This is a genomic window from Erythrobacter sp. THAF29 (assembly GCF_009363635.1).
Taxonomy (GTDB): Bacteria; Pseudomonadota; Alphaproteobacteria; order Sphingomonadales; family Sphingomonadaceae; genus Erythrobacter.
Genome location: NZ_CP045392.1, coordinates 2934540 through 2961021, shown reverse-complemented (window position 1 = coordinate 2961021; position 26482 = coordinate 2934540). Strand labels below are relative to the sequence as shown.

Genomic DNA, 26482 nt, shown 5'->3' with positions numbered 1-26482 from the left:
CCAGCCTCAGTACTTGAAGCCAATCTCCACGCCCACCAGGCGCCGCGCACCGGGCGAAATGAAGGAGCCGCCGAACTCGATCGCCGGAATGACCTCGTTGAGATATTCTCGATCGAGCGCATTCTCCGCAAAGACCGAGGCGGTGAAATCACCCACTTCGATCCCCGCGCGAATATTGAGGACGCCGAAGGCCTCGCGCCGCGCCACGCTGTAATCGGCATCGCCGACAAAAGCGGGGAGCGCCAGGGCCGAGATGGGAAGCAAGCCCGAAAACAATGTCGGCGCAGTCTGGTCCTGGAACGAGTGGAACCAGGTCGGCCCGGTTATGCGATAATCGGCACGCATGATGAGATCGATTGTATCGTTGATCGGCGTGTCGATCTCGGTCCCCAGGTTGATCGTGTAGTCGGCGGTGTAGGGAGATTTGTTGCCGACCGTAGAGGGGCGTGAACTGTTCGCCTTGATCTCGGATTCGGTAACGTTCACCGATCCGAAGAACTTCCACCCTTCCACGACCTCTGCGGTGGTGTTGAACTCGATCCCGTAGACCTCGACCTCGTCGATATTCGAAACGACCCGGAGCAGGCCGAACGGGCCGACGAAAAACTCGAAGAACTGCATGTCCTCGATATCGGTATAGTACCCCGCCAGATCGAAAGTGATCGCGCCATCGGCGATTTCGCCTTTCACGCCGACTTCGAATGCAGAGGAAACCTCCTTGTCGTACTGGTCCTCGATCGCGACGTCAGCGCCGATAAACTGGACGAAATTGGCATCGATGATGGCGGAGGAGCCTTGATTGTTGAAACCGCCGGATTTGAACCCGATGCCCCAGTTAGCATAGAAATTGAGATCAGGATTGGGTTGCCAGCTGAGGCTGACTTTCGGTTGCAGCTGCCGGAAAGTCTTTTCGACCGGGGTGAGCGGACCAAACGCGAGACCTGGGTTTATCGGACCGCCGGTAAAGGGATCGAGCGCGTTGGCGGGAACGCGCGATTCCGAGGCGCGATCCTCGACATCGTAGCGCAGCGCAACGCCGGCAGTGAGATCGCCGAACTGGTACTCGGCGCTGCCGAAGACTGCAAAGACAGTGGTATCGAATGCGTCGGCCAACAGCAGCGAAGTGGGATTGGCGCTGCCAGGAGGATTGAACAATTCCCCGCTCACGCCCGCACCGGAATCGCCGCCGATGCTGACCCCGGTCTCGCGATCGATGTTGAGGAAATACGCGCCAACCTGCCAGCTCAGCGGGCCTCCTGCCGACGAGGCAAGACGAATTTCCCCGCTAATGTCGGATTGCTGGCGGATCTGGAGCTGCGTGCCGTCACAGGTCGTGGGGCTGTAGGCTCCGAAAGTCGAACCGTTCGCGGGTGCGAAAATGAACGGCACGGGGATCTGGCCGATGAAACCGGGCTGGTTGACTTCGAAACCGGTCAGTGCCGCTGTGGAAGCAAAGCAGCTGTTCACGACATTGTTCACTGCCGGATCGGCAGCGGCGATGAAGCGGGCGAAATCGGCCGAGGTGCCGTCCGCAGTCAGCGACTGGTCGACATCCGAATAAAGCGCCCAAGCGATCAGTCGCACATCGCCGAAATCGTGTTCGATCTTGGCCGAGACGTCGAAGCTGTCCTGCTCGTTGGTCGGGCGGATATTGCCGTAATACCGGAACGGGTGGTCATTCACGTTTTCGAAGAAAGCGGGGTTTGCTCCGGCGAAATTCGGAAGGTGGAAGGACGAATTGAAGTTGATCGATGCTCCGCGCAGTTGTGAGTAGCGCGCCTTGATATCGACTTCTGTCGCCTCGCCCAGATCGGCAACGATCCGCCCATCGACCGACCAGACTTCCTGATCGTCAACGACCTTGCGATCGAGAAATTCATTGCGGAAGAACCCATCGGTCGTGCGGTAATATCCCGAAAGTACGAAGCCCAGATTTTCGCCCAGTGGCCCGGAGATATAGGCGGTGCCCTCGGCGGTGTTCTCGTTCGCATAGGACGCCCTGACCGCGCCTTCGAACGTGTCGCCGGGTTTCTTCGTCTGGAGGACAATCGCTCCTGCCGCGGCATTGCGGCCATAAAGCGCCCCTTGCGGCCCTTTCAATATTTCGACCTGCTGCAAGGTTCCCTGGTTCTGGTTGAGCTGGGCGGTGTTGGTCTTGAGGATCCCGTCGACCACCAGGGCGACCGAGCTTTCAGCGTCACGCGCTCCATTGATCCCGCGAATGTTGATCTGCGTGTCGCCCGCTTCGGCTGTCCCGGTGACGATTGTGACACCCGGCGTGAGCTGCGCGAAATCCTCGGCATTCTCGGCGCCGGTTTTCTCGAGCGCGTCCGAAGTCAGCACCGACACCGATGCCGGGACATCCTGCAACCGTTCAGCCTGCCGCCGGGCGGTCACGATGATCGTGTTGTCCTCTTCCTGAGTCGCCCGTTCGTCTTGGGAGGAATCCTGGGCCAGTACCGGAGAGGCTGCGACCGCCAGGCTTGCAATGGATGCTGCGGTTAGAAAACGGTAGTGACGCATCGAATTTCCCCTTGACCGATCGCACCTTGCGAACCGCGCGGCACGTTTCCTCCTCTGCGTGCGGACAGGATGATCGCGCCCTTTTCAACGCGAACATCTACGGCCGCCTGCACAAAACCGGGCCTCGGCCTCGGCTTGCATTGCTTGAGCCTTATTGTATACAATTAGGCCAAGTCAAGCATTCCCCCATTCCCGCTCAAACAGCCGAGGGTACCGTCATGACGAAGGCGTCAGACCGCGCATACGACACGATCCGGGGCATGATCCTGTCCGGGGAACTGTCGGCCGGGGACCCTTTGGCCGAGGAGGCGCTGGCGGAGCGATGCGGCGTGTCGCGAACCCCGATCAGGGAGGCGTTGCGGAGACTGGAGGCAGACCTCCTGATCCGCCGCACCGATTCCCAGCGCAGCTTTGTCGCGGATTGGTCGCTCGACGACGTAGCCGACGCATTCGAATTGCGCGCGATGCTCGAAGGCTATGCCGCCCGCAGAGCGGCGGAAAGTATGTCGCGAGAGACACTCGACCGGTTACATGCCTGTAATTCCGCTATTTTTGCGGCAATTACTAGGCCGAAACCGGATGTCGCCACATTCCTTGATCGCAACCGGGAATTCCATGCGCTTGTGCTGGAGGCAGCCGGATCGAGGCGGCTCACAAACCTGCTGTCTGCATTGATCGAGCAACCTGTCGTGTGGCGGACCGCGCATCATTACAGCCTTGAGGCGTTCCAGCGTTCGCACAGCGAGCACGCCGATCTCCTGTCCGCATTCGAGAGGCGGGATGGCGAATGGGCACAATCGATCATGGCGGGCCATATCCGCCGTGCATTCCATGCCTATGCCGATGCGCATCTGGGGATGAAAAGCCTTGAGAAAGGCGCGGCGTGATGGCTGAATTGTATACAGGAAATATCGAGATCGTTGAGGTCAGTCCGCGCGACGGACTGCAAAACGAGCAAGTCCAGATCGCTACCGCCGACAAGATTCGGCTGATCGAGCGCGCGATTGAAGCGGGCGCTCGCCGCATCGAGGTGACAAGCTTTGTGAACCCGCGCGCTGTCCCGCAAATGGCCGACGCCGAAGAGGTCTGCGCCGCGCTGCCTCAGCGCGATGACGTGACATATATCGGTCTGGTGATGAACCAGCGCGGAGCGGATCGTGCGCTTGATACCGGCAGGATCGACCAGCTCGGTGCGGTATGCGTTGCGACCGACAGGTTCGCGATGGCCAATCAGGGGCAGACATCTGAAGGGTCGGTCGAGGCAGCGTTAGCGATAATCGAAACCGCCAGAGCAGCCGCAAAATCCGCGCAGGCGACCATTGCGGCGAGTTTCGGCTGTCCATTCGAGGGCGAGGTTGCCGAGGATCGCGTCGTTGCAATGGCCAGCGCCCTTGCGGCAGCGAGGCCCGCCGAGATCGCGCTGGCGGACACGATCGGTGTCGCCAATCCTGCTCACGTGGCGAGCCTGATCGCGAAGGTGAAAGAGGCAATCGGGGCGATCCCGGTGCGGGCCCATTTTCACAATACGCGCGGCACCGGGCTCGCCAATGTGTGGTCCGCCATCGGCGCAGGCGCCGTCACCATCGACGCATCGATCGGCGGCCTTGGCGGATGCCCTTTCGCCCCCGGTGCAGCGGGCAACGTCGCAACCGAGGATGTCGTCTACATGCTTGAACGCGCAGGTATCGCGACCGGCCTCGATCTCCCTGCCCTCATCGCGACGAACCACTGGCTGGGAGAGCTCATGGGCAAGGATCTGCCCGCGATGGTGGCCAAATCGGGCGGGTTCCCCGTCCCCAAAACACAAGAAGAGGAATTCGCTTGATGCGTTATCGTCTTGGAGTGGATGTCGGAGGGACATTCACCGATTTGCTCTTGTTCGACGACGTCACAGGCGCGTTCTGGCGGCACAAGACGCCGTCCACGCCGCATGACAGTTCCGAGGGGATCCTCAACGGGGTGAACGCGATCACGGCAGAGGCCGGGGTAGATCCGGGGGATATCGAATTCTTCCTGCACGGAACGACAGTTGCCACCAATGCCGTGCTCGAAGGCAAGGGCGCGCGGGTCGGCCTGATCACGACCGAAGGCTATCGCGACATCATGCAGATCGCGCGCAGCTTCGTGCCCGGAGGGCTGGCGGCATGGATCGTCTGGCCCAAACCCCAACCGCTCGCAGCGCTCGAAGACACCGTGACCGTAAAGGGTCGCATGGATGCCGATGGAAACGAGGTGCGCCCCATCGACGAGGCCGAAGCGCGCGAGAAGCTCGAGCAGCTCAAACGGCAGGGAGTGGAAGCGGTCACCGTCAGCCTCATCAATGCCTACGCAAACGGCGCGCACGAAAAGCGCATCGGGGAGATCGCGCGCGAGGTATTTGGCGAAATCCCCGTCTCGCTGAGCCACGAAGTGCTGCCTGAGATGCAGGAATACGAGCGCACCTTGTCAACCGTCGCCAACGCCGCGGTTCGCCCGGTTGTCGGCAAGTATATCTCGAACCTGCGCAGCAAGCTCGAAGATTCGGGCGTCACCGGCAAACTTTCCCTGCTGCGGTCCGACGGCGGGTTGATGAGCAGCGAGAAGGCCGAGGAACACCCGGTCAACATCCTCATGTCCGGTCCGGCCGGCGGCGTGACCGGTGCATTGTGGGTCGCGAAGAATGCCGGGTTCAAGAACATCCTGACGCTCGATGTCGGAGGCACGTCCACCGACGTCGCGCTGATCGAAAATCTCGAGCCGCGCCGCGTGCGCACCACCGATGTCGGCCACCTTTCGGTCCGCGCCTCCTCGCTCGATGTGAAAACGGTGGGCGCGGGCGGAGGTTCGATCGCGCATGTGCCGGAGCTCACCGGGGCCCTTCGGGTCGGCCCGGAAAGTGCAGGCGCCGTGCCCGGGCCGGTCGCATATGGCAAAGGCGGGGAACTCCCGACCGTAACCGACGCGAATGTCGTGCTCGGTTATCTGCCCGAGGATCTGCTGGGCGGTTCGTTCCACCTTGACCGCGAGGGAGCGACGCGCGCAGTCCAGACGATTGCCGACGCGCTGGGTGTCGGCCTGATGGATGCCGCTCGCGGGATCATCGACATCGTTAACGAAAACATGTTCGGCGCGCTGCGGATGATCAGTGTTCAGCAGGGATACGACCCGCGCCATTTCGCATTAATGGGCTTTGGCGGGGCGGGTCCGCTGCACGTCAATTCGGTTGCAAAACTGATGAGCAGCTGGCCCGCGATAAGCCCGGTTTCGCCCGGCGTCCTCTGCGCCCTTGGCGATGCGACCACCCGTATGCGCACCGAAACCGCAAGGAGTTTCAGTCGTCTCGCCAGCGAAACAGACGTGGGTGAGCTGGTCTCACTGCTGGACGAGATGGCCGCGCAGACCCGCGCCGAGCTGGAGGCCGACGGAATACCTGCCGAAAGCATCACGAGCGAGTTCGAGATCGATGTGCGCTATGCCGGACAGGCGTTCGAAGTGCCGCTGACGATCGACCAGGAGACGCTCCGCAGCCAGGGGATCGAAGGCATACTCGCCCGTTTCGATGACGAGCATCGCCGACTGTTCACCTTCAACATGGAAACCTCGCACGAGATCGTGAACCTGCGCGCGGTGGCTCTGGGCGAAGCGCTCGAGCTCGAGGCGGCCAAGCTGGAACAAGGCGATGGCGATCCCTCGCGCGCCGTTATTCGCGAGCACACGCTGTGGATGGACGGACGCGACCAGCCGGCGGTCATCTACGATCGCGCAAGACTGCTTCAGGGGGACACCATTCCCGGGCCGGCGATCATCACCGAAATGGATTCGACGACGCTCGTCGAGCACGATTGCGTCGCGACTATCGATGCAGTCGGCAACATCCTCATCAATCCGAAGTCGGAGGGCTAAGCGATGCCAGCACAAATCGTTGAAACCAACACAACGCCCTTCGCCCGTGTCGAGCTCGATCCGGTAACGCTCGACATCATCGAGAACGCGCTCCGCAATGCACGGATCGAGATGGATGCAACGCTGGTGCGCACCGCGATGTCACCCGGAATCCGCGAACAAGGGGACGCCTTTCCCCTTATCGCCGATCCGGCAGGGAAGATGATCGTCGGCCAGTTCGGAAGCTTCATCGACGGTTTCCTCAAAAGCTTCGAAGGCACGATCGAGGATGGAGACATGATCTTCCTCTCCGATCCCTACTCCTGCGAGGGAGCGATCAGCCATTCGAACGATTGGCTTGTGATGTTGCCGGTGTTCAAGGATGGCCGCCTGATCGCCTATACCGCGATGTTCGGCCACCAGTCGGATATCGGCGGCATGGTTCCCGGCTCGATGCCGATCGAGGCGACGTCCATCTTCCAGGAGGGCGTGCGCATTCCCCCTGTAAAGATCTGGCGCAGGGGCGAATACAACGAAGACCTGATGAAGCTGGTCATGCACCAGACCCGCAAGCCCGACTGGTGCCAGGCCGATCTCAATGCGCTGATCGCCAGCTGCCGGGTCGCGGCCAACCGGATTGTCGAGATGGCCGAACGGTTTGGCGACGACGTCTATCATTCGGCAACGCAGGAGCTGCTCGCCCGCAACCACCGCGCAATGAAGGCCCTGATCGGCCAGGCGATCCCAACCGAAAAGGCCAGTTTCGAGGACTATGTCTGCGACGATGGCAAGGGCTATGGCCCCTACAAGATCAAATGCACGATGTGGCGCGAGGGGGAAAAGGTCATCCTCGATTTCGAGGGCACCGATCCGCAAAGCGCGGCCTCGATCAATTTCTACCTCAACGAGAACATGTTCAAGATGTTCTTCGGCATCTACATGATCATGGTCTTCGACCCGCAGATCCTGTTCAATGACGGGTTCTACGATCTGATCGAGGTTCGAATACCCGAAGGCTCGCTGCTCAAACCCAAATTCCCTGCCGCGCTTTCCGGACGGACTCATGCGCTCGGAAGGATCTTCGATATCCTGGGCGGGCTGCTTGGCCAGGGAACCCCGGAATTTCTCAATGCGGCCGGTTTCTCTTCTTCCCCGCACCTGTTTTATTCGGGCTGGGATACCCGCGAGGGAAAGAAAGACGACTGGTTCCAGCTGTTCCAGATCGGATTCGGCGGGATTCCGGGGCGCCCGCTCGGCGATGGGCCTGACGGGCACTCGCTGTGGCCGGGCTTCACCAATGTTCCGAACGAATTTCTCGAACGATATTTCCCCTTGCGGATCGAACGCTATTCGACCGAGCCGGATAGCGGCGGCGCGGGTCTCCATCGCGGCGGCAACGGGATCCACATGACATACCGGTTCCTCGCCGATGGTAATATTGCGATCCACGACGACCGCTGGTTCGTCCCGCCCTGGGGCGTGAATGGCGGTCATCCTGCCAAGCGCGCCACCAAGATACTCGAGCGGGTCGATGGCACTACGCAAATCATCGGCAACAAGGTCGAAAATGTGACGGTCAAGGAAGGCGAACAGCTGCATTTCATCACGTGGGGTGGTGGCGGCTGGGGCGATCCGCTGGAGCGCGATGCCGAGCTTGTCGCGCTGGAGGTGCGCCAGGGACTGGTAACGATCGAGGGCGCGCGGGACTATGGTGTAGTCGTGAACGACGATTTCACCGTCAACCAGGCCGGGACCGACGCCTTGCGCGAGGAGATCAGAAAAACGCGCGGCGATTTGCCGCTGTTCGATTTCGGACCGGGGATTGAGGCCCTGCGCGAAGCCTGCGAAGAGGAAACCGGTCTCCCCGCCCCGATCCAGCCGGTCTGGTCCGACCGAAGGGCCGCAGGACAGCCGCAATGAGCCCTGTCGCCAACCAGGGCGCCCTTGCGGGATTGCGGGTGATCGAGATGGGCCAGCTGCTTGCCGGCCCGTTTTGCGGCCAGCTGCTCGGCGATATGGGCGCAGACGTGATCAAGATCGAGCCACCCGGCAAGGGCGATCCTATGCGCGAATGGGGCCAGGGGGAAGAAAAGGTCCAATGGGAAGTGATCGCGCGCAACAAGCGCTCGGTAACCTGCAACCTGCGGGTCCCCGAAGGGCAGCAAATAGCCCGCGACCTCATCGCCCATGCCGATGTCCTGATCGAGAATTTCAAGCCCGGGACCCTCGAGAAATGGAACCTGTCTCCCGAGAGCCTTCACGCGACCAATCCCGGCCTGATCGTCGCCAGAATGTCCGGTTATGGGCAGACCGGGCCCTATTCCTCGCGCGCGGGTTTTGGCGGAATCGGCGAGGCGATGGGCGGTTGGCGCTACATTGTCGGCGATCCCGATCGTCCCCCTGCGCGGATGGGTGTATCGATCGGCGATTCGCTGTGTGCAACTTATGGCGCGATGGGCGTTCTGGCCGCGCTCCATCATCGCGAAAAGACGGGCGAAGGGCAGGTGATCGACACGGCGCTTTACGAGGCGGTTCTGCAGGTCATGGAAGGTCTCGTCGCCGAATACGATTACAACGGCATCATCCGGGAGCGCTCCGGTTCGATCCTGCCCGGCATCGCGCCCAGCAACGTCTATTCCTGCAAGGATGGTCCCTTCATGATCGGCGCAAACAACGACGCGATATTCGCGCGCCTTGCGCAGGCGATGGGGCGGCCCGAACTCGCCGAGGACGAGCGATACAGCACCCATGTCGCCCGCGGAAAGCACCAGGCCGAACTGGACGAGCTGATCAACCGGTGGACCTTGACGCTCACGATCGACGAGGTCGATGCCCTGATGGTTGAATACTCGATCCCTGCCGGTCGTCTCTACACCGCGCCGGACATGCTCGAAGACCCGCATTTCAAGGCGCGGGAGTCCATTATCGAGGTCGAAACCGAAGGGCACGGAAAGCTCAAGATGCAAAATGCCTTTCCGCGCTTTTCAAAGACCCGATCGGGCGTGCGCAGGCCTGCACCGGTAACCCCCGGCCAGCACAACGAGGAGGTCTTTACAGAATTGCTCGGCTGGAGCGCGCAGGACGTTGCCGAAAAGCGCGAACGGGGCGTGATCTAATGCCCGATCGGGCTGCGCGGTTGGGCTTCTGGCACCGTAGAATGCCTGAGATTCACTAGGTTGTGATCGACGAGGTTGGCGAGGCTCGGACAATGGGCAGAACGTCTTACACTGGCCTCGGGAATGGTAGATTGGCAAACGTCATCGTTCGACGTTTTTCGCGGAAAGAGGTGGGCCGCCCGTAGCCTGATATAACCCAACCATTGCGGTGAGTTCATCTGTTCGCGTTTGGATGAGCGAAAGCTCAACTCCCAAAAGAGCCCGCTGCGCGTCGATTTGCTCGATGTAAGGTGTATAGCCGGCGCGATAGCGGTTTCGCGCATGCCGCAAAGCATCGGCCACCGCATCCAGTTGCGCCCTCAAGGCCGTTTCCTGATCCTCCAGATTGGAGAGAAACGCCATACGATCTTCGACTTCTCGCAACGCATCGAGAACCACTGATCGATAAGCCCATGCGGCCTGGTCTCGTCTGGCCGTCGCACCATCGAGCTGGGCCTTTAGGCGGCCTCCCTGAAAAATCGGAGCGAGGATGCTTCCTCCGATTGACCAGATACCGATCGGGTCGGCGAGCAGGTCGGAAATGGTAACGCCTGCGGTCGCACCAAGATTTATCGCAGGCATAAAGTCCGCGCGCGCCGCACGCATTTGGGCATCGGCCGCGGCGAGACGGTATTCCGCAGCAGCAATGTCGGGCCTGCGGCGCAGCAATTCCGATGGCATGGTATCGGGCGGCAAAGGCAGTTGCAATTCGGCAAGTGTCCCGCCGCGCTCGATTGCGCCCGGCAAATCGCCGGACAGAACGGAGAGCGCGTTTTCCTGTCGCGCGATCTGGCTTCTCAGCGGTGGTATGAGCTGTGCCGTTGCCTGATACTCGGCCTCTGCCTGACGCAGCTCAAGCTGTGAGCTGTAGCCCACTTCCGCCCGGTCCCGCGCGAACTTGAGTGCCAGCGCCCGAGCCTCCAGTGTTTGCTCGAGCACAGCCAGCCTTGCATAGAGAGAAAGGAGGGTAATGTAGCCACTGGCCGTAGCCGCAGTGACTGAAAGGCGCGTCGCCTCCTGCGCTGCGAGACTTGCCGAAACTCCTGCCTCTGCAGCATCGACGCGAGCCGCGTTCTTGCCGAAAAGATCGAGTTCGTAAGTGGCGCGGAAGGCGGGCTGTATTGCGGCTGATTCCTGCGCTCTCCCGAACGGCGAGACATCGCGCTGCAAGCCGCCTTCGACACCAGCACCGATCGCGGGGAGCAGGAAACCGCGCGATGCTTGCTCGGTTGCGCGGGCCTCCCTCACACGTGCGGCAGCTATCCGGGTGTCCGGATTGTTCAGTCGGGCCCGCTCGACCAGCCGAGAAAGCTGCGGATCGCCGAAGCTGTTCCACCAGTCAGCTTCTATCGGAGCCGTCACACCCAGATTCGAGCGCCATTCTGCTGGTGGAGCTACGGCCGTCCCGGCGGGAGCCTGCTGCAAAGCGGGAACGCACGCCGACAAAGCGAGAATTGATACGGTCAAAACGCAAAGAGATTTGTGCGCCACAGTCAGTCTTTCGTGTGGACGGTTGCAACAACGGACATGCCCGGCCCGAGCCTTTTGGCCGCTTCCTGCCCCTCGTCGAGAACGATACGCACGGCGATACGCTGCGGAACCTTGACGAAATTTCCGGCGCCGGTATCGGGTTTGACCAAGCTGAATTCGCTGCTAGCTGCCGGAGCAATGCTCTGTACACGGCCGGTTAATTCGATGCCATCCAGTGCGTCTATTTCAAGCGTGGCGCGCTGGCCGGCCGCCATGTCGGATATCTGGGTTTCCTTGAAATTCGCCACGACCCACAAATCATCCGGCACAATATACATGAGCTGAGACCCGGCCGTGACGAGCTGGCCTACTCTTGCCGTAACTTCGCTCAGGCGACCGGAACTTGGCGCACGGACTTCCGTGCGAGAGCGCTCGATTTCGGCAAGGTCTTTCGCAGCTGCGGCAGCTTCGACCTGAGCTTCCAGCGCGCCTTGGCCCACAATCACCGATCGGACATTCTCGGCCGCGATCGCGCGCTGCGCCTTGGCCTGGCGAACTCCCGCCCGTGCCTGGCGCAGCGCTGCCTGGGCCTGATCGCGTTCGCGCAGCGACACTGAACCTTCGTCGACCAATTCATTTATCCGGTTCATGTCGGCTTGCGCCTTTTGCAAAGCAGCGCGTGCGCTCGCGACGGCGGCGTCCTGCAATTCCAACTGGGCTCTGGCCGACCGGAGGCTCTGCGCACTGTTCGCAAACGTGGCCTCTTGTGCTTCTACATTGGCCAATGCTTGCTGGACCTTGTCACGGAAAGGCGCGTCGTCGATCCTGGCAAGCAGGGCGTCCTTTTCCACACGCTGGAAATCGGTCACCGGCACTTCGACCAGATACCCGGAAACCTGCGGGCTGACGACCGTTGTCCGCCCGCGCACATAGGCGTTGTTTGTCCTCTCCTCACCACTGTCGAAAGGTGGGAGGCCCCACGCATAGAGCGCGGTCAGGATGCCGGCGGCAACGAGCAGGACCGCAACCGCGGTGCGGCCACGCGAAAGGTTGGGTGACCAGCCTTTCTCCGTTTCCGCCTCTGGTGACGCATTTTCAAATCCTTCGGTCGCGGGGTCAGACTGCGAAAGCGAGTTCGTCATTTGCTGGTCCTTGCAAGCATGGCCTCAAGAAAGGCCAGTTCCCTGGCGAGTGGATTGCGGCCGCGGATCTTGTTGACGAGCCACGGTATGAAGATGGCGATAAACGTTACCGCCGAAAGTGAGCCGATAAGAAAGAAGACATCGTTGAATGCCAATACCGCGGCTTCGCGTCCGACCTCCTGCGAAATCCTGGATGCTGCCGCCTGCTGACGCAGGACCGGATCCGACTGTACCGGCGCGACTCTCTGAGCAGCATCGGACAAAGCCTGCGCAAGCGGCAGGTTGGACAGCGTAAGCGTGTTCCCGGCATCAATCAGATGGGTCTTGAGCCGAATGGTATGAAATGCTGAGAGCAACGAGATACCGGCAAGCCCTCCGACCGATTGTGAAAGAGAAAAGACAGCGATGAAACCTATTACGTAGCTCTGCCCGGCAGCCAGTGCTCTCAGCATGCCTTCCATCAGGATCGGCCCTATTGCGAAAACGGCGGCGAAAGCAATGGCGGCTTGGGTCATATAAAGATCCCGGGGGGGGGTCATAACCCCGGTATGCGTATCGGCAAATGCTGCGAGGCAAATGACGAAAATTGCAACGAGAACGGGCCGCGTGAGATCCATGGGATCGAGGCGGATCACCGACAGGGCCATGCCGCCAAAAGTCGCGCCGGTCAGCACCCAGAAGTAGTCCGTGAGTTGTTCGTTGCCGTAACCGAGTGCACCAAACATACCGCTCGCCCCAAAGCCCTGCTCAGCGACAAGGATGCGAACCGTTGCGCCGATCACAACGAGGCTGAGGATCGCCTTGCTTGATAGCCAGCGCAGGTCAAGCATGGGGCTCTTGCGGTTGGCCTCGATCAAGAAGCATCCGCCGAGACCGAAGATTGCAGTAACGAGCGCGTAGCCAAGCCAGGGAGTATCCCACCACTGAATGCGTCCCTGCACCAGAAAGGCGCACAGCGCACTCACGCCCACGATGAAGAGCAAGATGCTGAGAATATCGAGTTTCTCGAACGTATTCGTTCGCAAACCGGGTGGAAGTCGGAGCAGATAGACAAGCCCGAAACCGATGAGTGACAAGGCGAACTGAAATTCAAAGACATGTGTGATGTCGCCATCGATCGTGAGTAGCGGCGAGATAGCACGGGTCAGCGGAAAGGCCGTCTGTACGAGGCCCAGTGAAATGATGAGCCCGCCCACCCGCAGCCTTGGGGGCAGACCCTGCATCAGATAGTAGACCGACAGAGCGGACAGGCCGCTTGCACTGATCCCGGCGACGGCGCGTGCGGCCAATTCAGGATAATATCCCGGTCCGACCATCTGGACAAAGTTGGCCGCTACAAGGCCCGCCATTGCCCAGCGCACGAAAGGTTGAATGCCGAACTCCTGCCGTACCCGGAAGAGCAACATGCTCATTGTGGCATATGTCGAATAGAAAGCGACGGTCAGCCATCCGACCTCGACCGGAGTGATTGCGAACTCGGCCTGCAAGGCGGATGAATTTGCGAGCAAAAAGCCGTTTTGTCCGCCCCCCAAAAGACCCAGAAATATCCCGATTACCAGATAAGCCGCGCGGCGTGCCGGTGGATGATCCGGGTTTGCCGGTGATCCCGGCAGGATCGGCATTTCATGCGGCTTGAAGCGATAGCCATCGACTTCATCGACGAGAACTGCCCTGTCACTGGTTCCTTGGCGTCCCATCGATCACGATGTCCTTCAGCTTTTTTCGAGCTCGCCGTCTTTCTCTGGCCTGGTGCGATCGCGTACCGTCGCACCCGCTCCCGCATGCGCCGGGACATAGGTTCAAATCGTCGATTTGCCAAAGACTATGACACGTTTGAAGTCTCGCCATCATTCTGCCCATCGATGCATGGTCAATTCCGGAACACCTTCCGGCTCCTCGACCGGTAGACCTGATCCCCATGAAAGGGTGGCAATGGTTTTGCGGGCGGCGAACTGACCGCGCGAGATACGGATTGCACCCTACATGTCTCTGGAAAGGGCAATTTTGGCTCAGCCATTTATCGAGATCGGCTGGCCTAGATACGCTACGCCGATCTTGCAGCGCTTCATGCAACGACGGGGGAAACCAGCTAAACCGTTGAACAGATGGGATGCTGAGAGCGCTGTCGCATCTCGGTATATCCGTACTCGACCTTGAGGTGGCAGCAGCATTCGGCTGCGAAGTCCTCGACCCCAAGACCGCTCATTCTCCTCATAATCGCCTGCGGGGAGCAGCGGATTTCAACCTCGCATTCTCGGGCAGCTAATTGGAGGGTTCGAACAGGAGGACTTGATCTCTTCCGGGGTTGCGTGATGCAGGCAGGAGCGGGTTCGTCGAGTTTCGCCAGATGGGCGAAGCGGGCAATCGTTCGATGGAATTCGGAACCGGTTCACCCGCGGGAATGAAGACCATCGTGACGCTGTTTCGTCCGTTTCTTGCAGTCCCGGTCAGGCACGGAAGGGACAAGCTTCTCGCGGAGCAGGGCCTTGTTGTTGCGAGGTCAAAGGTTTCTTCGAGCAGTCTCCGCGCGCCGGCGCTGATTTCCCATAGCGTTTCCCGCGATCGAAAGTCCTCGGCAGTAAGATCGTTGTGGGGATGGTGCGCGCCAAAATACCACTCGACGCCAGATCCACCCGCCAGGAGGTGTCCCCATAGCGCTTCGCGAGCGAGGCTTGCGTGTCCGTCTATTGCTTCGGCATCGGTAATTGCGCCATCTTGCCACGGTCCGATCTCATCCATCGAGAGAACCCAGGGATTGCCGGCCTCTCGCGAAAGCCTGTCCCACTTGCGTGTCTCGGAATGGACCTTCGAGGGGTCGGATATCTGGAGCGAGAGGCCATCGAGGCCCGGATAGCCAAGCAAAGGACCCGCAATGGTGTCCTTGTCAGCCGGTTCGCTATGGGTGTGGAGCAGGATGGGATGATCGTAGGGATCGATGGCGGTCAGCCAGTCGATCATTGCCTTACGCTGTTCATCGTCCTGGCCCTCGGGCCGCCAGTGAACGGGGCCGTTCTCCTCTCCGAGATTCCAGACGAGAGCGTTGTGATGGCCGAATCGCGCGACGAGTTCGGCAAGGTAGAGTCTGCGAATTCGTCCGGTATCCCCGCCGTCCATCAGAAGTTCGTTTTCTGTTTCCTGCAGCACGAGGTGCAGGGCGATACCGTTCGCCTGCATGTGCTGGAAAGCGCGCTCCCACTGATCGAGCTTGCTTACATCGAAACGCGTGGGATCGGTGGGGTCGGCGAAGGGCCACACGTCCTTGCCGTCTCCGTCGATGTTCCAGGTTAGGAAATAGGCGGCGTTCACGCCCTTGCTTGCAAGGTAATCAATCGCGCCGATCAGCCCGCGTCCCTTGCCCGTTTGCCAGAGTGACACCGTGCTCGTCAGATCTTTGTAATGGGCGGCAAAGCGGTGGAGTTCCTCCCCGCTGCTCGCCTCTCCGTCGCGGGAATTTCCTCCTAGGCGGAACGTCCCGTCGAAGCCTTCATAGGCCAGAAGGTTCTCCGGGCTGTTGGTGCCCGATTTGAGCCACACTTCGCCGGAGCCCGAGCGGACATATCGGCCACCTCTGGCAATCAGGCGACCATTACCGGGAGCGCGCCAGTCATCCCCTTCGGCGTCGGACGGGTAGACAGTAAACCGGCCATTCGCGACCGCCAGCGGAACCTCGCTGCCATTCGACCAATCCCGATCGATCGCAATATCCGGCCCAGAGCTAAAGCGGGCTGCCCACCGCCACTCACCCAACCTATCCGGCGTAAAAATGGCGCGCCAGACATTGCCCGATCCCGCACTGCTGTTCGCTGCGTCGCCATCGGTGGCGTAGAATCCGCGCACAATGGTGTGGGTCTTCCCGTCAGGCGAAGTGAAAGTGACCGCGAGGCGATAATCGGTGAACGGATTAAGGACGCTTTCTTCGCTCGTTTGCGGACCGGTGAAGTCGAATGCAAGCGGGTGATGAAGCCGGGCCGAGGTCGGAATGACCGGTTGAAGCCCAGCGATGCATTCCATGTCGTCCAACTCGGGTTCGCCGCCACGATTGCCGCTGCCGGATGCCAGGAACCGGTTGACGTCATGCACGGCGATTCCGCTTCCGTGACGCCCGCGAGCGAGCGGGGTTGCGGTTCCCCATTCACCGCTTTTTGTGTCGTACACCTCGATTTCAGAATGAGCCGCCGTCTGCGCGCCGCTTTCACCGCCTGCGAATGCGATTCTGCCGTGCGCGCCATGCGCCATCAAACCCGCGCGCGGTGTTGGCAGGGTGAAACGGGGGTCGATAGGTAGCCAGGCGTTCGTGACGATGTCGAAGATTTCACCTTGCGCAACCGTCGCGTCAAAATCGCGACCTTGGTCATGCGCAGTGGCGCGTCCTCCCGCAGCGTAAAGGCGGTTCGCATGAGCTACCAATTGCCAATGATCACGTGGGAATTTCGCGTCCGGATGGGTTTCCCAACGTCCGGTCTCGAGATCATAGCTGTCGAGCCAGGCAACCGATCCTCTCCGATGACCGTCGGTGATGCCGCCCGCCCACCAGATCCTTCCGCCATAGAATGCGACCCCTCCCGCACCGCGCAGTCGGCCTGAAGGAAGCGAAGGACCCGCAACGAACCTGTCCTCCGAAGGGAGGTAACGCCAGATCCGGTCGACTGGCGTTTCGTCGGGCCATGGGCCGGTCATCGCGCCTACAATCCAGATTTCCTCACCCACAACCACTGGCTGGAAGTGATGCAATTCGATCGGAGGCGTCGCGCCGGTCGTCCAGTGGTTGGTTGCGGGATCGAAAATCGAAACCGGCTTCATTCCGCGACCGCCGATCAGGTAGAGCTTGTCACCCGATGCAATGAAACCAGCCTCGTGCCTGGGTAACAGGCTGCCGGTAACCGGACCGGATGTGCAGGCCGTGTCCGCTGCCGCGCCTTCAGTCGCGAGGGACTTCGGTTGGGACGCACACGCCGCCAGCCCGAAGGTGACGAGCGGCGCGGCAATGAATGCGAGATTCCTTAGCAATTCCAGCCGCCGTCTATTTGATTTCGACTGCACCATCTACCAGCCGAGCCGATCCTGTGCCCTCATTGCGGACGGCTTCGGGCAGCAGTTCTTGCGGCATATCCTGATAGCAAACCGGGCGGAGAAAGCGCTCGATCGCCATGGTGCCGACCGAGGTGGTGCGGCTGTCGGACGTGGCGGGGAAGGGGCCTCCGTGGACCATTGCGTGTGCGACATCGACCCCGGTGGGCCAGCCATTAGCGATGATACGCCCTGCGAGCTGTTCCAGAATGGGCAGCAAAGCGCTCGCCCGTTCGTAATCCGCCTCGCTCATCTGCATCGTTGCCGTGAGCTGTCCCTCCATCCCGCATAGGATCGACACGAGCTCGTCCATGTCCGCACACCTGACGATGATGGAAGCGGGACCGAAGACCTCCTCTGCCAAATGGGGATTTGCCATGAATTCTCGCCCATTGGCCGAGTAGATTTGTGCCTGCGCACAGGTTGGCACCCCGTCCCTGCCTTGACCTTCGACGGCAACGCCGTTTTGTGCGGACAGCCTGGCTATGCCCGCATCGAAGGAGCGCTTGATTCCGCTCGTGAGCATGGTCTGTGCGGCCACCTCTTCCACGGCTGATGATGCAGCGTCGATGAATCGATCGAGCGCCTTGCCCTCGATTCCGAGGACGATCCCCGGATTAGTGCAGAACTGACCCGCGCCGAGCGAGAGGGACCCGACATAGGCGGCGGCAAGGTCCTCGGCATCCTGTTCGAGCCGTGCAGGCAGCAGGACGACCGGGTTGACGCTGCTCATCTCGGCATAGACCGGGATCGGCACAGGCCGGCTCGCGGCGTGCTCCATCAGTGCGAGACCCCCGCTACGCGACCCGGTAAAGCCGACCGCTGCAATGTCGGGGTCCTTCACCAGGGCTTCACCAAGGGTGTTCTCTGTGCCGTTGAGCAGTGAGAAAACCCCGCCGGGAAGCCCGCACTCCGCGACAGCATCCGTAATGGCCCCGGCAACCAGTTCGGAGGTGCCCGGGTGGGCGGGGTGGCCCTTCACGACCACACAGCAGCCAGCAGCGAAGGCCGAAGCGGTGTCTCCACCAGCAACAGAGAAGGCGAGCGGGAAATTCGAGGCTCCAAATACGGCGACCGGGCCGAGCGGGATCATGCGCAGCCGCAGGTCGGGTTTGGGCGGTGTTCGCTCGGGGTCGGCATGATCGATCCGCACGCGCTGCCAATCGCCCCGCTCGACCACGTCTGCGAATAGGCGCAGCTGACCCACAGTGCGACCCCGCTCCCCTTGGAGACGAGCCTCCGGTAGGCCCGATTCCGCCATCGCGCGCGCTGTTAGCGTATCTCCAAGCGCATCGATCTTGTCGGCGACGGTGCGAAGGAAATGCGCACGCCTGGCAAGCGAGGTATTGCCGAAACGGGGCTGGGCGCTGGCCGCCTCCTTGCAAGCGTCCGCCACATCGTCAGGGGACGCGACCGCGAAGGGCGGGTCCATGTCTTCTCCGCTCGCAGGAGCGATTGCGTGGAAGGTTTGTTCACCGGCGCGAAGTTCGCCAGCGATGAAGTTTTTTCCGTGGAGCCTGTCCAAAGCTCTCTCCCCTTTGCTGTTATCAAGCCACAATGGCGGCTTGCCAATGTCCCGTACATATCCTTAAAGGTAGCGCTAACATTAATGAGACGGGAAGGCTGCGAAAGCAAGCCTAAGGGGAGTGGGATATGGAAAATTCGCAAAGCGGGACCAACGTCGCGTTGGTTTCGGCGATCGTTGCCGTGGCTACGATTGGCGGGCTGTTGTTCGGTTATGACAGCGGCGCGGTCAACGGAACGCAGGACGGCTTGGTCAAGGGCTTTGGCCTCGACGATGGTGGCCTTGGCTTTACAGTCGGATCGCTGCTTATCGGCTGTTTCATCGGCGCATTCTTTGCCGGGACGCTAGCCGATGCGATGGGGCGGCGGACGGTCATGCGCCTCGCGGCCGTCCTTTTCCTTGTCGGCGCGCTGGTTCAAGGGCTGACCGAAAATCACTCCGTATTCGTTATCTTCCGGATCGTAGGCGGCATGGCAGTCGGTGCGGCGAGTGTCCTTTCCCCTGCCTATATCTCCGAAGTCGCGCCGGCGAACCTTCGCGGGCGGATGGTTTCGGTGAACCAGATTATGATTATCACCGGGCTGACTGCAGCATTCCTGGTGAACTACGCGCTCGCGGCATCCGCGGGCGATTCCACCGGCGAATTCTGGGCCGGACTTCCGGCCTGGCGCTGGATGTACTTGATGCAGGCAGTGCCGGCGGCGATCTTCCTGGTAGCGCTGTTTTTCATACCCGAAAGCCCCCGCTACCTTGTTTCGAAGAACCGCGACGATGAAGCGATCGGTGTCCTCGGACGGTTGTTTGGCGAGACGGTTGCGGAGGCAAAAGCGAAGGAAATCCGGTCGAGCTTCCTTGCCGACCACCGCCCGAGCCTGCGCGATATCCTTGCTCCGGCAGGCACGGCGAGCTTTCTCGGCATCCGGCCCATCGTCTGGGCCGGTATCATGCTGGCAGTCTTCCAGCAGCTCGTCGGCATCAATGTGATTTTCTATTATGGCGCGACGCTCTGGCAGCTTGCTGGCTTTGCCGAAAGCGATGCGCTGATGATCAACATCATCTCGGGCGCAGTATCTATCGGGGCCTGCCTTGTCACGATCGCGGTGATCGACAAGATCGGTCGTAAGCCACTGCTGCTTGTCGGGTCGGCAGGCATGGCGGTGACGCTATTCGTGATGGTCTACGCGTTCAGCCAGGGGACGCTTGATGCAGAGGGCAATCTCGTGCTCTCCGAGAACATGGGCATCGTCGCGGTGGTTGCTGCGAACCTGTATGTGATCTTCTTCAACCTCAGCTGGGGCCCTGTGATGTGGACCATGCTGGGCGAGATGTTCCCTAACCAGATCCGTGGCTCTGCGCTTGCAGTTGCAGGCTTTTTCCAATGGTTTGCGAACTACCTGATTGCACAGACCTTCCCGCTGATGGCGACCGGCATCGGCCTTGCGGCGAGCTACAGCTTTTACGCTGTTTGCGCCGTTATCAGCTTCTTCCTTGTCCAGCGGTTCATCGTCGAAACCAAGGGCAAGGAACTGGAGGAAATGGAAGGATAGCGGCCGGGCGAGGGTGGCGCTTTGCCCGCCGCAGCGGTAGCGGTAACAGAATGAACGGACGCTCGCCCTCCGCGAAAACCCGTGTCGTCGTATTGGGCGGCGGCACGGCCGGGTGGATGAGCGCTGCGGGCATAGCGCAACTGCTTCCCGGCATGGCGACGGTCACGCTGGTCGAAAGCGAGGATGTCGGGATCGTCGGCGTGGGCGAGGCCACGCTTCCGCATATCCGCGCCTTTGTCGAACGGCTCGGCATCGACGAAGCCGAGTTCATGAAGGCCACCCACGCGACCTACAAGCTCGGCATCGAATTTCGCGACTTCGGGAAGATCGGGGAAAGCTACATCCACCCTTTCGGCAGCTTTGGCGAAGAGGTCGCAGGCGTCGGCTTCCACCACTACTGGCTGGAGATGCAACGGCAGGGAAAAGCCGACCGCCTTGGCGCATATTCGCTGGCGGTCGCGGCGGCGGAGGCGAACCGCTTTGCCCCGCCCGCGCAGGACACCTCGCTCGCCTCCACTTACGGCTACGCCTACCAGTTCGACGCGACGCTGTTCGGCCCCTTCATGCGTGAATTCGGCATCGCTCACGGGGTCGATCGTGTCGAAGGCCTGGTCACTTCTGTCAATCGCGATGCCGAGACGGGGGACGTCACGGCGCTGCAGCTGAAAGACGGTCGCCTGATCGAAGGCGATCTCTTTATCGATTGTTCGGGTTTCCGCTCGCTGCTGCTCGGGCAGGAACTGGACGTGGAGTGGGAAGACTGGACCCACTGGCTGCCCTGTGACCGGGCAGCAGCGATGCCGTGCACCCACCGGACCCACGATATCCGGCCCTATACGATCGCGACCGCCATGCCTGCCGGCTGGCGCTGGCAGATTCCGCTCCAGCACCGGATGGGCAATGGATACGTTTTCTCCAGCGCCTTCCTCGACGAGGATATCGCTTGCGAAGCGATCCGCAACGCGGCCGAAGGCGATCCGCTCGCCGATCCGCGCATCCTGCGTTTCCGGCCGGGGCGTCGCAGCCGCTCGTGGAGCCACAATGTCATTGGCGTGGGCCTCGCCAGCGGATTTCTCGAGCCGCTTGAATCGACTTCGATCTATCTTGCCCAGATGGCGATCACATACCTGATCGAAATGTTCCCAGAGACCGGCGGTATCGACGAAAAGGACCGGGAGGAATTTAACCGGCTGGTCGATATGGAATATGACCGCGTGCGCGATTTCCTGATTCTGCACTACCATGCGACTGAGCGAGACGATTCCCCGTTCTGGGACCATGTTCGCACGATGACGGTGCCCGATAGCCTTGCTGACAAGATGGAACTCTGGAAGCGGACTGGCCGGATCGAGAAATATTCCGATGGCCTCTTTTACGATGCGAGCTGGATTGCGGTTTACATCGGCCAGGGTTTCATGCCCGATCGCCATGATGCGCGAACAGGCCAGGTCGACCCCGATCGGGTTGGATCAGCACTGGACAGTCTGAAAGAGGCTATAGCCTCCGAGGTTGCGGCCATGCCCGGCCACGTCGAATATCTTGAGCGCGAGACGGGCAGGCTCGCTCAACCGGCATGAGCGATGCACGCGAATTGCTGCGCCGTATCGTCGTCGCTGGTTCCGGAGAGGTCGGCGCAATCTGCGCGATAGCATTGAAGCGAGCTCTGCCTTCCTGCGATGTCACCGTGCTTGAATTGCCGGTCCACCTTAACGCGTTTGCCGATCGCGCCAACACCGCGCTGCCGTTCACCAACAAGCTCCATGATCGCCTGGGCATTTCCGAGGAGAAGATCGTCAGGCATGCAGGCGGGAGCCACCGGCTGGTGACTCGCTATTTCGGATGGAGCGGGCGGGACAGTTACGGCGTCGCATCCTATGGCGCCGAGGTCGATCCGACCCTCAAGACCCGCTTCGCACAGGACTGGGGAGGGGGTTCGCGCAGCGCAGGCGCAGATATCCCGGCAGTCTCCATTGCAGAAGCGCTCGCGGATGCGGGCCGGTTCGCAATACCGCCGGACGACCGCGACACGCCGCTTTCCCAGCTTGACTACGCGCTGCGGTGGAATGGCCCTTCTTACCGCCAGCTCTTGGTCGGCCATGCCCGGAAGTTGGGAGTCGGGCACTTGCAGGATTCTATCCTTGCCATCGAGCCGGACACGCTCGGCGGGATCGCGGCGCTAAAAGTAGAAGGGCATGGGCGGCTCGAAGCCGATCTTTTTGTCGATTGCAGCGGGCCAGATGCGCTCCTGCTGTCTTCGCTGCCTGATTATGCCATCGAGGATTGGAGCGATGTGTTGCCTGTCCGGCGGATCATAGAAGCAGCACCCGGCCAGCCTATGCTTGTCCTGGAAGACCGCGTGACGCTTCTTCCCGAGGGTTGGCTGTTCGAGATCGCGGGCCGCGACGGTTTGCGGACGATGATCGGCACTGGTGCCGGAAAAAGCAGGGAACAGGCAATCAACGCGCTCGGAGCGCCCCCAGCCATCGAGCACGATCTGGCTCCCTCACGATGCCGGAAACCATGGCTCGGCAATGTTATCGCGATCGGCGATGCTTCCGCGCGCTTGGAACCGCTCGGAAGCCTATCGCTCGACCTTGCCCATCGCCAGATTTCGCTTCTGCTCGAGATGCTGCCGGGACGCAGCATCGAGCCACTGGAACGCGCCGAATACAATCGTCGTGCTATTCTGATGGCCGATGGCGCCAAAGATGTGCTGGCGATGCATTATGCCGCACCGCGCGCGCACGATGTATTCAAGAGCAAGATCCCGCTCTCGGTTGAACGGACGATCGATCAGTTCACGCGCAAGGGAAGGTTGCCGTTCCAAGAGGAGTTCCCTCTATTGACCGAGGAAGTGATGATTTTACTCGTCGCTCTGGGGTTTACGGCGGGCACACCGCCGCAGCATCGAAACACGGATGCGCGCGAGCTCGAGGCGAGAGGCGCGAAGGCAGCGGCGAAGGCGCGGGCGGCGGTCGAATTTGCACCGCCTTATACGCAGTGGATGGAACACGCGCTGGGGCGGACGGCCTAGGCCCTCAGACGCTCCTGCCGGTCAATCGCGCCGCCGCTTCTGGAGAGGAAATCGTCTTGAGTGGGCATCTGCGAAACCGCGCTTGCGACCACATCCCGTATGTGGATCAGGCGCCGCCGGGTTTCCGCGTCGTCGAGCAGCAGGGCCGCCGGATGATATCCTCCGGGCTTTATGCCCTGGCCCGCCATTACAGAAAGCCAGCTGGTTTCGGTAAATAGCTCGTTGTGATCACGGATCACGCGTCCCGAGCTTTCGAACATCTCCAGCTTTTCGGCGAGGCCTTCGGGCGGATCCAGCGCGCGGCAATAGCGCCAGAATTCCGAATCGTCGCGCTCGCTCGCCTTGTAATGGAGCACCAGAAAGTCGCGGATATCGATGTAGTCTTGCTCGCTCTCGCGGTTGAAGCGATCGATTTCCTTTCTGCCGAATGCTGTGGTCGGCCAAAAAGTGAGCAGCCGGGCGATTCCGGCCTGCACGAGATGGATCGCGGTGGACTCAAGTGGTTCGAGAAATCCGCCTGCCAGTCCCAGCGCGACGACATTTTTCTCCCAGGCCCGCTGGCGATGCCCGGCCGCGAAACGCAGCCTGTTCGGTTCGGCTAGGGGCTTTCCGTCGAGATTGGCGAGGAGCAACTCTTCCGCCATGGTATCATCCATATGTGCTGAGGAATAGACGTGGCCGTTACCGATGCGGTGTTGTAGAGGAATGCGCCATTGCCATCCGGCAGGCCGCGCAGTGGACCGCGTGAGCGGAACCTTTTCTCCACCAAGCTCGCATGGAATCGCTACAGCCCGGTCGCATGGCAGCCACTTGCTCCAGTCGGTAAATCCGACGCCAAGCGTTTGGCCGAGCAGCAGGGAGCGGAAGCCCGAGCAGTCGATGAAGAGTTCTCCTTCGACCACTTCGCCGTTTTCGAGCCTTACGCCAGTGACGAGTCCGCTCGCGCCATCCTGGCAAACTTCGACCACACGGCCTTCTACGCGCTCCACGCCTTGCTGCTCGGCGCGGGCGCGCAGGTACCGGGCGTAGCGACCGGCATCGAACTGGAAGGCGTATCCGAGTTTTGAAAGCGGTGAATTGGGATTGCTGCGGTCTGGCGGCATGTATTTGCCAGCCTTCCCGGCCATCGCAGCGATCGAATAGGCGTCGAGCTTTGTATCGTCGCCCAGATCGTGACCGCGCAGCCAGAAGTGATGAAACTCGATCCCGAGCATGTCGACGCCGTAGGTTCCGAACGGGTGCACATAACTGTGCCCTTTGCGCAGCCAGTCTACGAATTCGATACCGAGCTTGTAAGTCGCGCGTGTTTCCCTGACGAATTCGGCCTCGTCCAGTTCCAGCATGGCGTTGAACGCCTGGATCTGCGGGATCGTTGCTTCTCCGACCCCGACCGTGCCAATGGCCTCGCTCTCGACCAGGGTGAAGGACAGGCCGGGGAAGCCGCCGAGCACTTTCGAAAGTCCTGCCGCGGCCATCCATCCCGCGGTGCCGCCGCCGACGATGATGACCTTGCGGATCGGTTCGCCGCTCACTGGTATGCCTCTTCGGCCCACGCGCCAGCCTGCTTCAGAAATTGCTCCTGCGATGGCAGAGTCTGTGCAGCTGACTGGTAGGCAGAGCGCATCTGCGCCATCGCCACTGCTACCTTGTCGGGATCCAGTGTATCGGCAATCGGTTCGTGCCTCTCTGGCCAGATATTCTGCCCCAGCATTACCGCGACCCAGCTGGGTGTCGTGAAAAGTTCTGCATTCTCGCGGAATATCCGCCCGCGGCTGCGCCACAGCTCGATTTTCTTCGCGAGGCTATCGGGCACGTCCATGTCGCGAACGTAGCGCCAGAACTCGGTGTCGTCGCGCTGGGTTGCCTTGTAATGGAGGATGATGAAGTCGCGCACGTCCTCGTACACTTCACGCATGCCGCGATTGTATTCGTCGCGTTCGATCGGGTTCACCGGATGGTCCGGGAACAGCGCAAACAGTCTCGCAATCCCGTTCTGGATGAGGTGGATGCTGGTGGATTCGAGCGGTTCGATGAAGCCCGATGCGAGGCCCAATGAGACGACATTGTGATTCCATGCCTTGCTCCGCATGCCGGTCAGGAAGCGAAGCGTGCGTGGCTCGGCCAGCACGTCGCCTTCGACATTCTCGAGCAGGATGCGGCGTGCTTCATCCTCCTCAATATAGGCGCTCGAAAAGACGTGCCCGTTCCCGGTGCGATGTTGCAACGGGATGCGCCATTGCCAACCGGCCGAATGCGCGGTTGCTCGCGTGAAGGGGGGAGGTGGGGCGCTATTGGCAGTCGGCACGGCGATCGCGCGGTCCATCGGCAACCAACGGCTCCAATCCTCGTATCCGGTCTCCAGCGTATCTTCGATCAGAAGACCGCGAAAGCCCGAACAATCAATGAACAGATCGCCTTCAATCCTCGTGCCGTCTTCCAGATTGACCGAGACGACATCTCCCGTTTCGCCGTCCCTTTCGACATCGATGATGCGGCCCTCGCGGCGGATTGTGCCTTGCCGCTCGGCACGTGCACGCAGGAACGCCGCGTATAGCGAAGCGTCAAAATGGAACGCGTAGGCGATTTGCGCGACCGGCGTCTTTGCGCCGGCAGCAGGACGTCCGAAGCGGCCGAGCGCCGCCGCGACCGAGCTCATCGAATATGAAGCGATATTGCCTGCCGATTCCCGGTTGCGGGCTGCCTCCCGCAGGAAGAGTTGGTGAAAGGCGATACCGTGCAGATCCTGCCCATACCCACCGAAGGGGTGGAAATAGCGATCGCCATTTCTGCCCCAGTTCACAAATTCGATACCGAGCTTGAACGTACCCTTTGTCGCGCGAAGAAATTCGTTCTCGTCGATATCGAGCATCGCATTGAAGTTGCGAATCGGTGGAATGGTCGCCTCGCCGACGCCAACGGTGCCGATCGCATCGGATTCGATCAGCGTGACGGTGCGATCACCGTCGTCGAAATAGCGCGACAGTGCGGCGGCTGCCATCCAGCCTGCCGTTCCACCGCCGACGATGACAACCCGTCTGATGCGGTCCGTGGTAACGGTACCTTGCCCTTTGGACATCTGGTCTGCGGCTCCCCTCTAGGCAGAAATGCAACACATCTCTGGTAAACGTCGAAGTGTTGACTTGCCAAGGCCGATTGGT

The 26482-nt window shown here is 60.9% G+C and carries 16 protein-coding genes; 8 read left to right on the top strand and 8 right to left on the bottom strand.

Going from position 1 to position 26482, the window contains the following annotated elements; all coding sequences use genetic code 11:
* Positions 1-6: 6 nt before the first annotated feature.
* Complete coding sequence (locus tag FIU90_RS14230; RefSeq protein ID WP_152435374.1) at positions 7-2523, bottom strand: TonB-dependent receptor; 2517 nt, start codon at positions 2521-2523, stop codon at positions 7-9.
* 218 nt (positions 2524-2741) lie between these two features.
* Here FIU90_RS14230 and FIU90_RS14225 point away from each other — a divergent pair, with 218 nt between their 5' ends.
* From FIU90_RS14225 to FIU90_RS14205, 5 genes are read left to right on the top strand one after another with little or no spacing between them, the layout of a single operon-like run.
* Positions 2742-3410, top strand: a complete 669-nt coding sequence (locus FIU90_RS14225; protein WP_152435373.1) for a GntR family transcriptional regulator — start codon at positions 2742-2744, stop codon at positions 3408-3410.
* Positions 3410-4348: a hydroxymethylglutaryl-CoA lyase gene (locus FIU90_RS14220; protein ID WP_152435372.1), complete on the top strand. Its 939-nt coding sequence runs from the start codon at positions 3410-3412 to the stop codon at positions 4346-4348. The genes FIU90_RS14225 and FIU90_RS14220 overlap by 1 nt, the downstream gene beginning before the upstream one ends.
* Entirely contained in the window at positions 4348-6405 is a 2058-nt protein-coding gene (locus FIU90_RS14215) for a hydantoinase/oxoprolinase family protein (protein ID WP_152435371.1), read from the top strand. The genes FIU90_RS14220 and FIU90_RS14215 overlap by 1 nt, the downstream gene beginning before the upstream one ends.
* 3 nt (positions 6406-6408) lie before the next feature.
* Entirely contained in the window at positions 6409-8304 is a 1896-nt protein-coding gene (locus tag FIU90_RS14210) for a hydantoinase B/oxoprolinase family protein (protein WP_152435370.1), read from the top strand.
* The gene (locus tag FIU90_RS14205) at positions 8301-9500 is read left to right on the top strand and encodes a CaiB/BaiF CoA-transferase family protein (protein WP_152435369.1); all 1200 of its coding nucleotides are present in this window, start codon (positions 8301-8303) and stop codon (positions 9498-9500) included. The genes FIU90_RS14210 and FIU90_RS14205 overlap by 4 nt, the downstream gene beginning before the upstream one ends.
* A gap of 141 nt (positions 9501-9641) precedes the next feature.
* Here FIU90_RS14205 and FIU90_RS14200 read toward each other — a convergent pair whose 3' ends face one another.
* The 5 genes from FIU90_RS14200 to FIU90_RS14180 all read right to left on the bottom strand — a co-directional run bounded on the left by FIU90_RS14200 (position 9642) and on the right by FIU90_RS14180 (position 18743).
* Positions 9642-11030 (bottom strand): efflux transporter outer membrane subunit, encoded by a 1389-nt coding sequence (locus FIU90_RS14200; RefSeq protein WP_234029542.1) that lies wholly within the window; start codon positions 11028-11030, stop codon positions 9642-9644.
* Positions 11031-11032: 2 nt separating this feature from the next.
* Positions 11033-12151: an HlyD family secretion protein gene (locus tag FIU90_RS14195; protein ID WP_152435367.1), complete on the bottom strand. Its 1119-nt coding sequence runs from the start codon at positions 12149-12151 to the stop codon at positions 11033-11035.
* Positions 12148-13848 carry an MFS transporter gene (locus FIU90_RS14190; RefSeq protein WP_152435366.1) on the bottom strand — a complete coding sequence of 567 codons (1701 nt, stop codon included), beginning with the start codon at positions 13846-13848 and terminating at the stop codon, positions 12148-12150. Before FIU90_RS14190 ends, FIU90_RS14195 begins: the two co-directional genes overlap by 4 nt.
* 565 nt (positions 13849-14413) lie before the next feature.
* Positions 14414-17158, bottom strand: a complete 2745-nt coding sequence (locus FIU90_RS14185) for a DUF5060 domain-containing protein (protein ID WP_172970282.1) — start codon at positions 17156-17158, stop codon at positions 14414-14416.
* A gap of 13 nt (positions 17159-17171) precedes the next feature.
* On the bottom strand, positions 17172-18743 hold the full coding sequence (locus tag FIU90_RS14180; RefSeq protein WP_172970281.1) for an aldehyde dehydrogenase (NADP(+)): 1572 nt from the start codon (positions 18741-18743) through the stop codon (positions 17172-17174).
* Positions 18744-18871: 128 nt separating this feature from the next.
* On the opposite strand from FIU90_RS14180, the gene FIU90_RS14175 reads away from it, so the two are divergent.
* From FIU90_RS14175 to FIU90_RS14165, 3 genes are read left to right on the top strand one after another with little or no spacing between them, the layout of a single operon-like run.
* Positions 18872-20290, top strand: coding sequence for a sugar porter family MFS transporter (locus tag FIU90_RS14175; protein WP_152435364.1), 1419 nt, complete (start codon positions 18872-18874; stop codon positions 20288-20290).
* A gap of 50 nt (positions 20291-20340) precedes the next feature.
* The gene (locus tag FIU90_RS14170; RefSeq protein ID WP_152435363.1) at positions 20341-21867 is read left to right on the top strand and encodes a tryptophan halogenase family protein; all 1527 of its coding nucleotides are present in this window, start codon (positions 20341-20343) and stop codon (positions 21865-21867) included.
* Complete coding sequence (locus FIU90_RS14165) at positions 21864-23324, top strand: tryptophan 7-halogenase (RefSeq protein ID WP_152435362.1); 1461 nt, start codon at positions 21864-21866, stop codon at positions 23322-23324. The genes FIU90_RS14170 and FIU90_RS14165 overlap by 4 nt, the downstream gene beginning before the upstream one ends.
* On the opposite strand, the gene FIU90_RS14160 is transcribed toward FIU90_RS14165, so the two are convergent.
* Together FIU90_RS14160 and FIU90_RS14155 are read right to left on the bottom strand one after the other, a co-directional pair.
* On the bottom strand, positions 23321-24856 hold the full coding sequence (locus FIU90_RS14160) for a tryptophan halogenase family protein (protein ID WP_152435361.1): 1536 nt from the start codon (positions 24854-24856) through the stop codon (positions 23321-23323). The two genes, FIU90_RS14165 and FIU90_RS14160, sit on opposite strands and share 4 nt — an antisense overlap.
* Positions 24853-26400: a tryptophan halogenase family protein gene (locus FIU90_RS14155; RefSeq protein ID WP_152435360.1), complete on the bottom strand. Its 1548-nt coding sequence runs from the start codon at positions 26398-26400 to the stop codon at positions 24853-24855. The genes FIU90_RS14160 and FIU90_RS14155 overlap by 4 nt, the downstream gene beginning before the upstream one ends.
* Positions 26401-26482 lie beyond the last annotated feature (82 nt).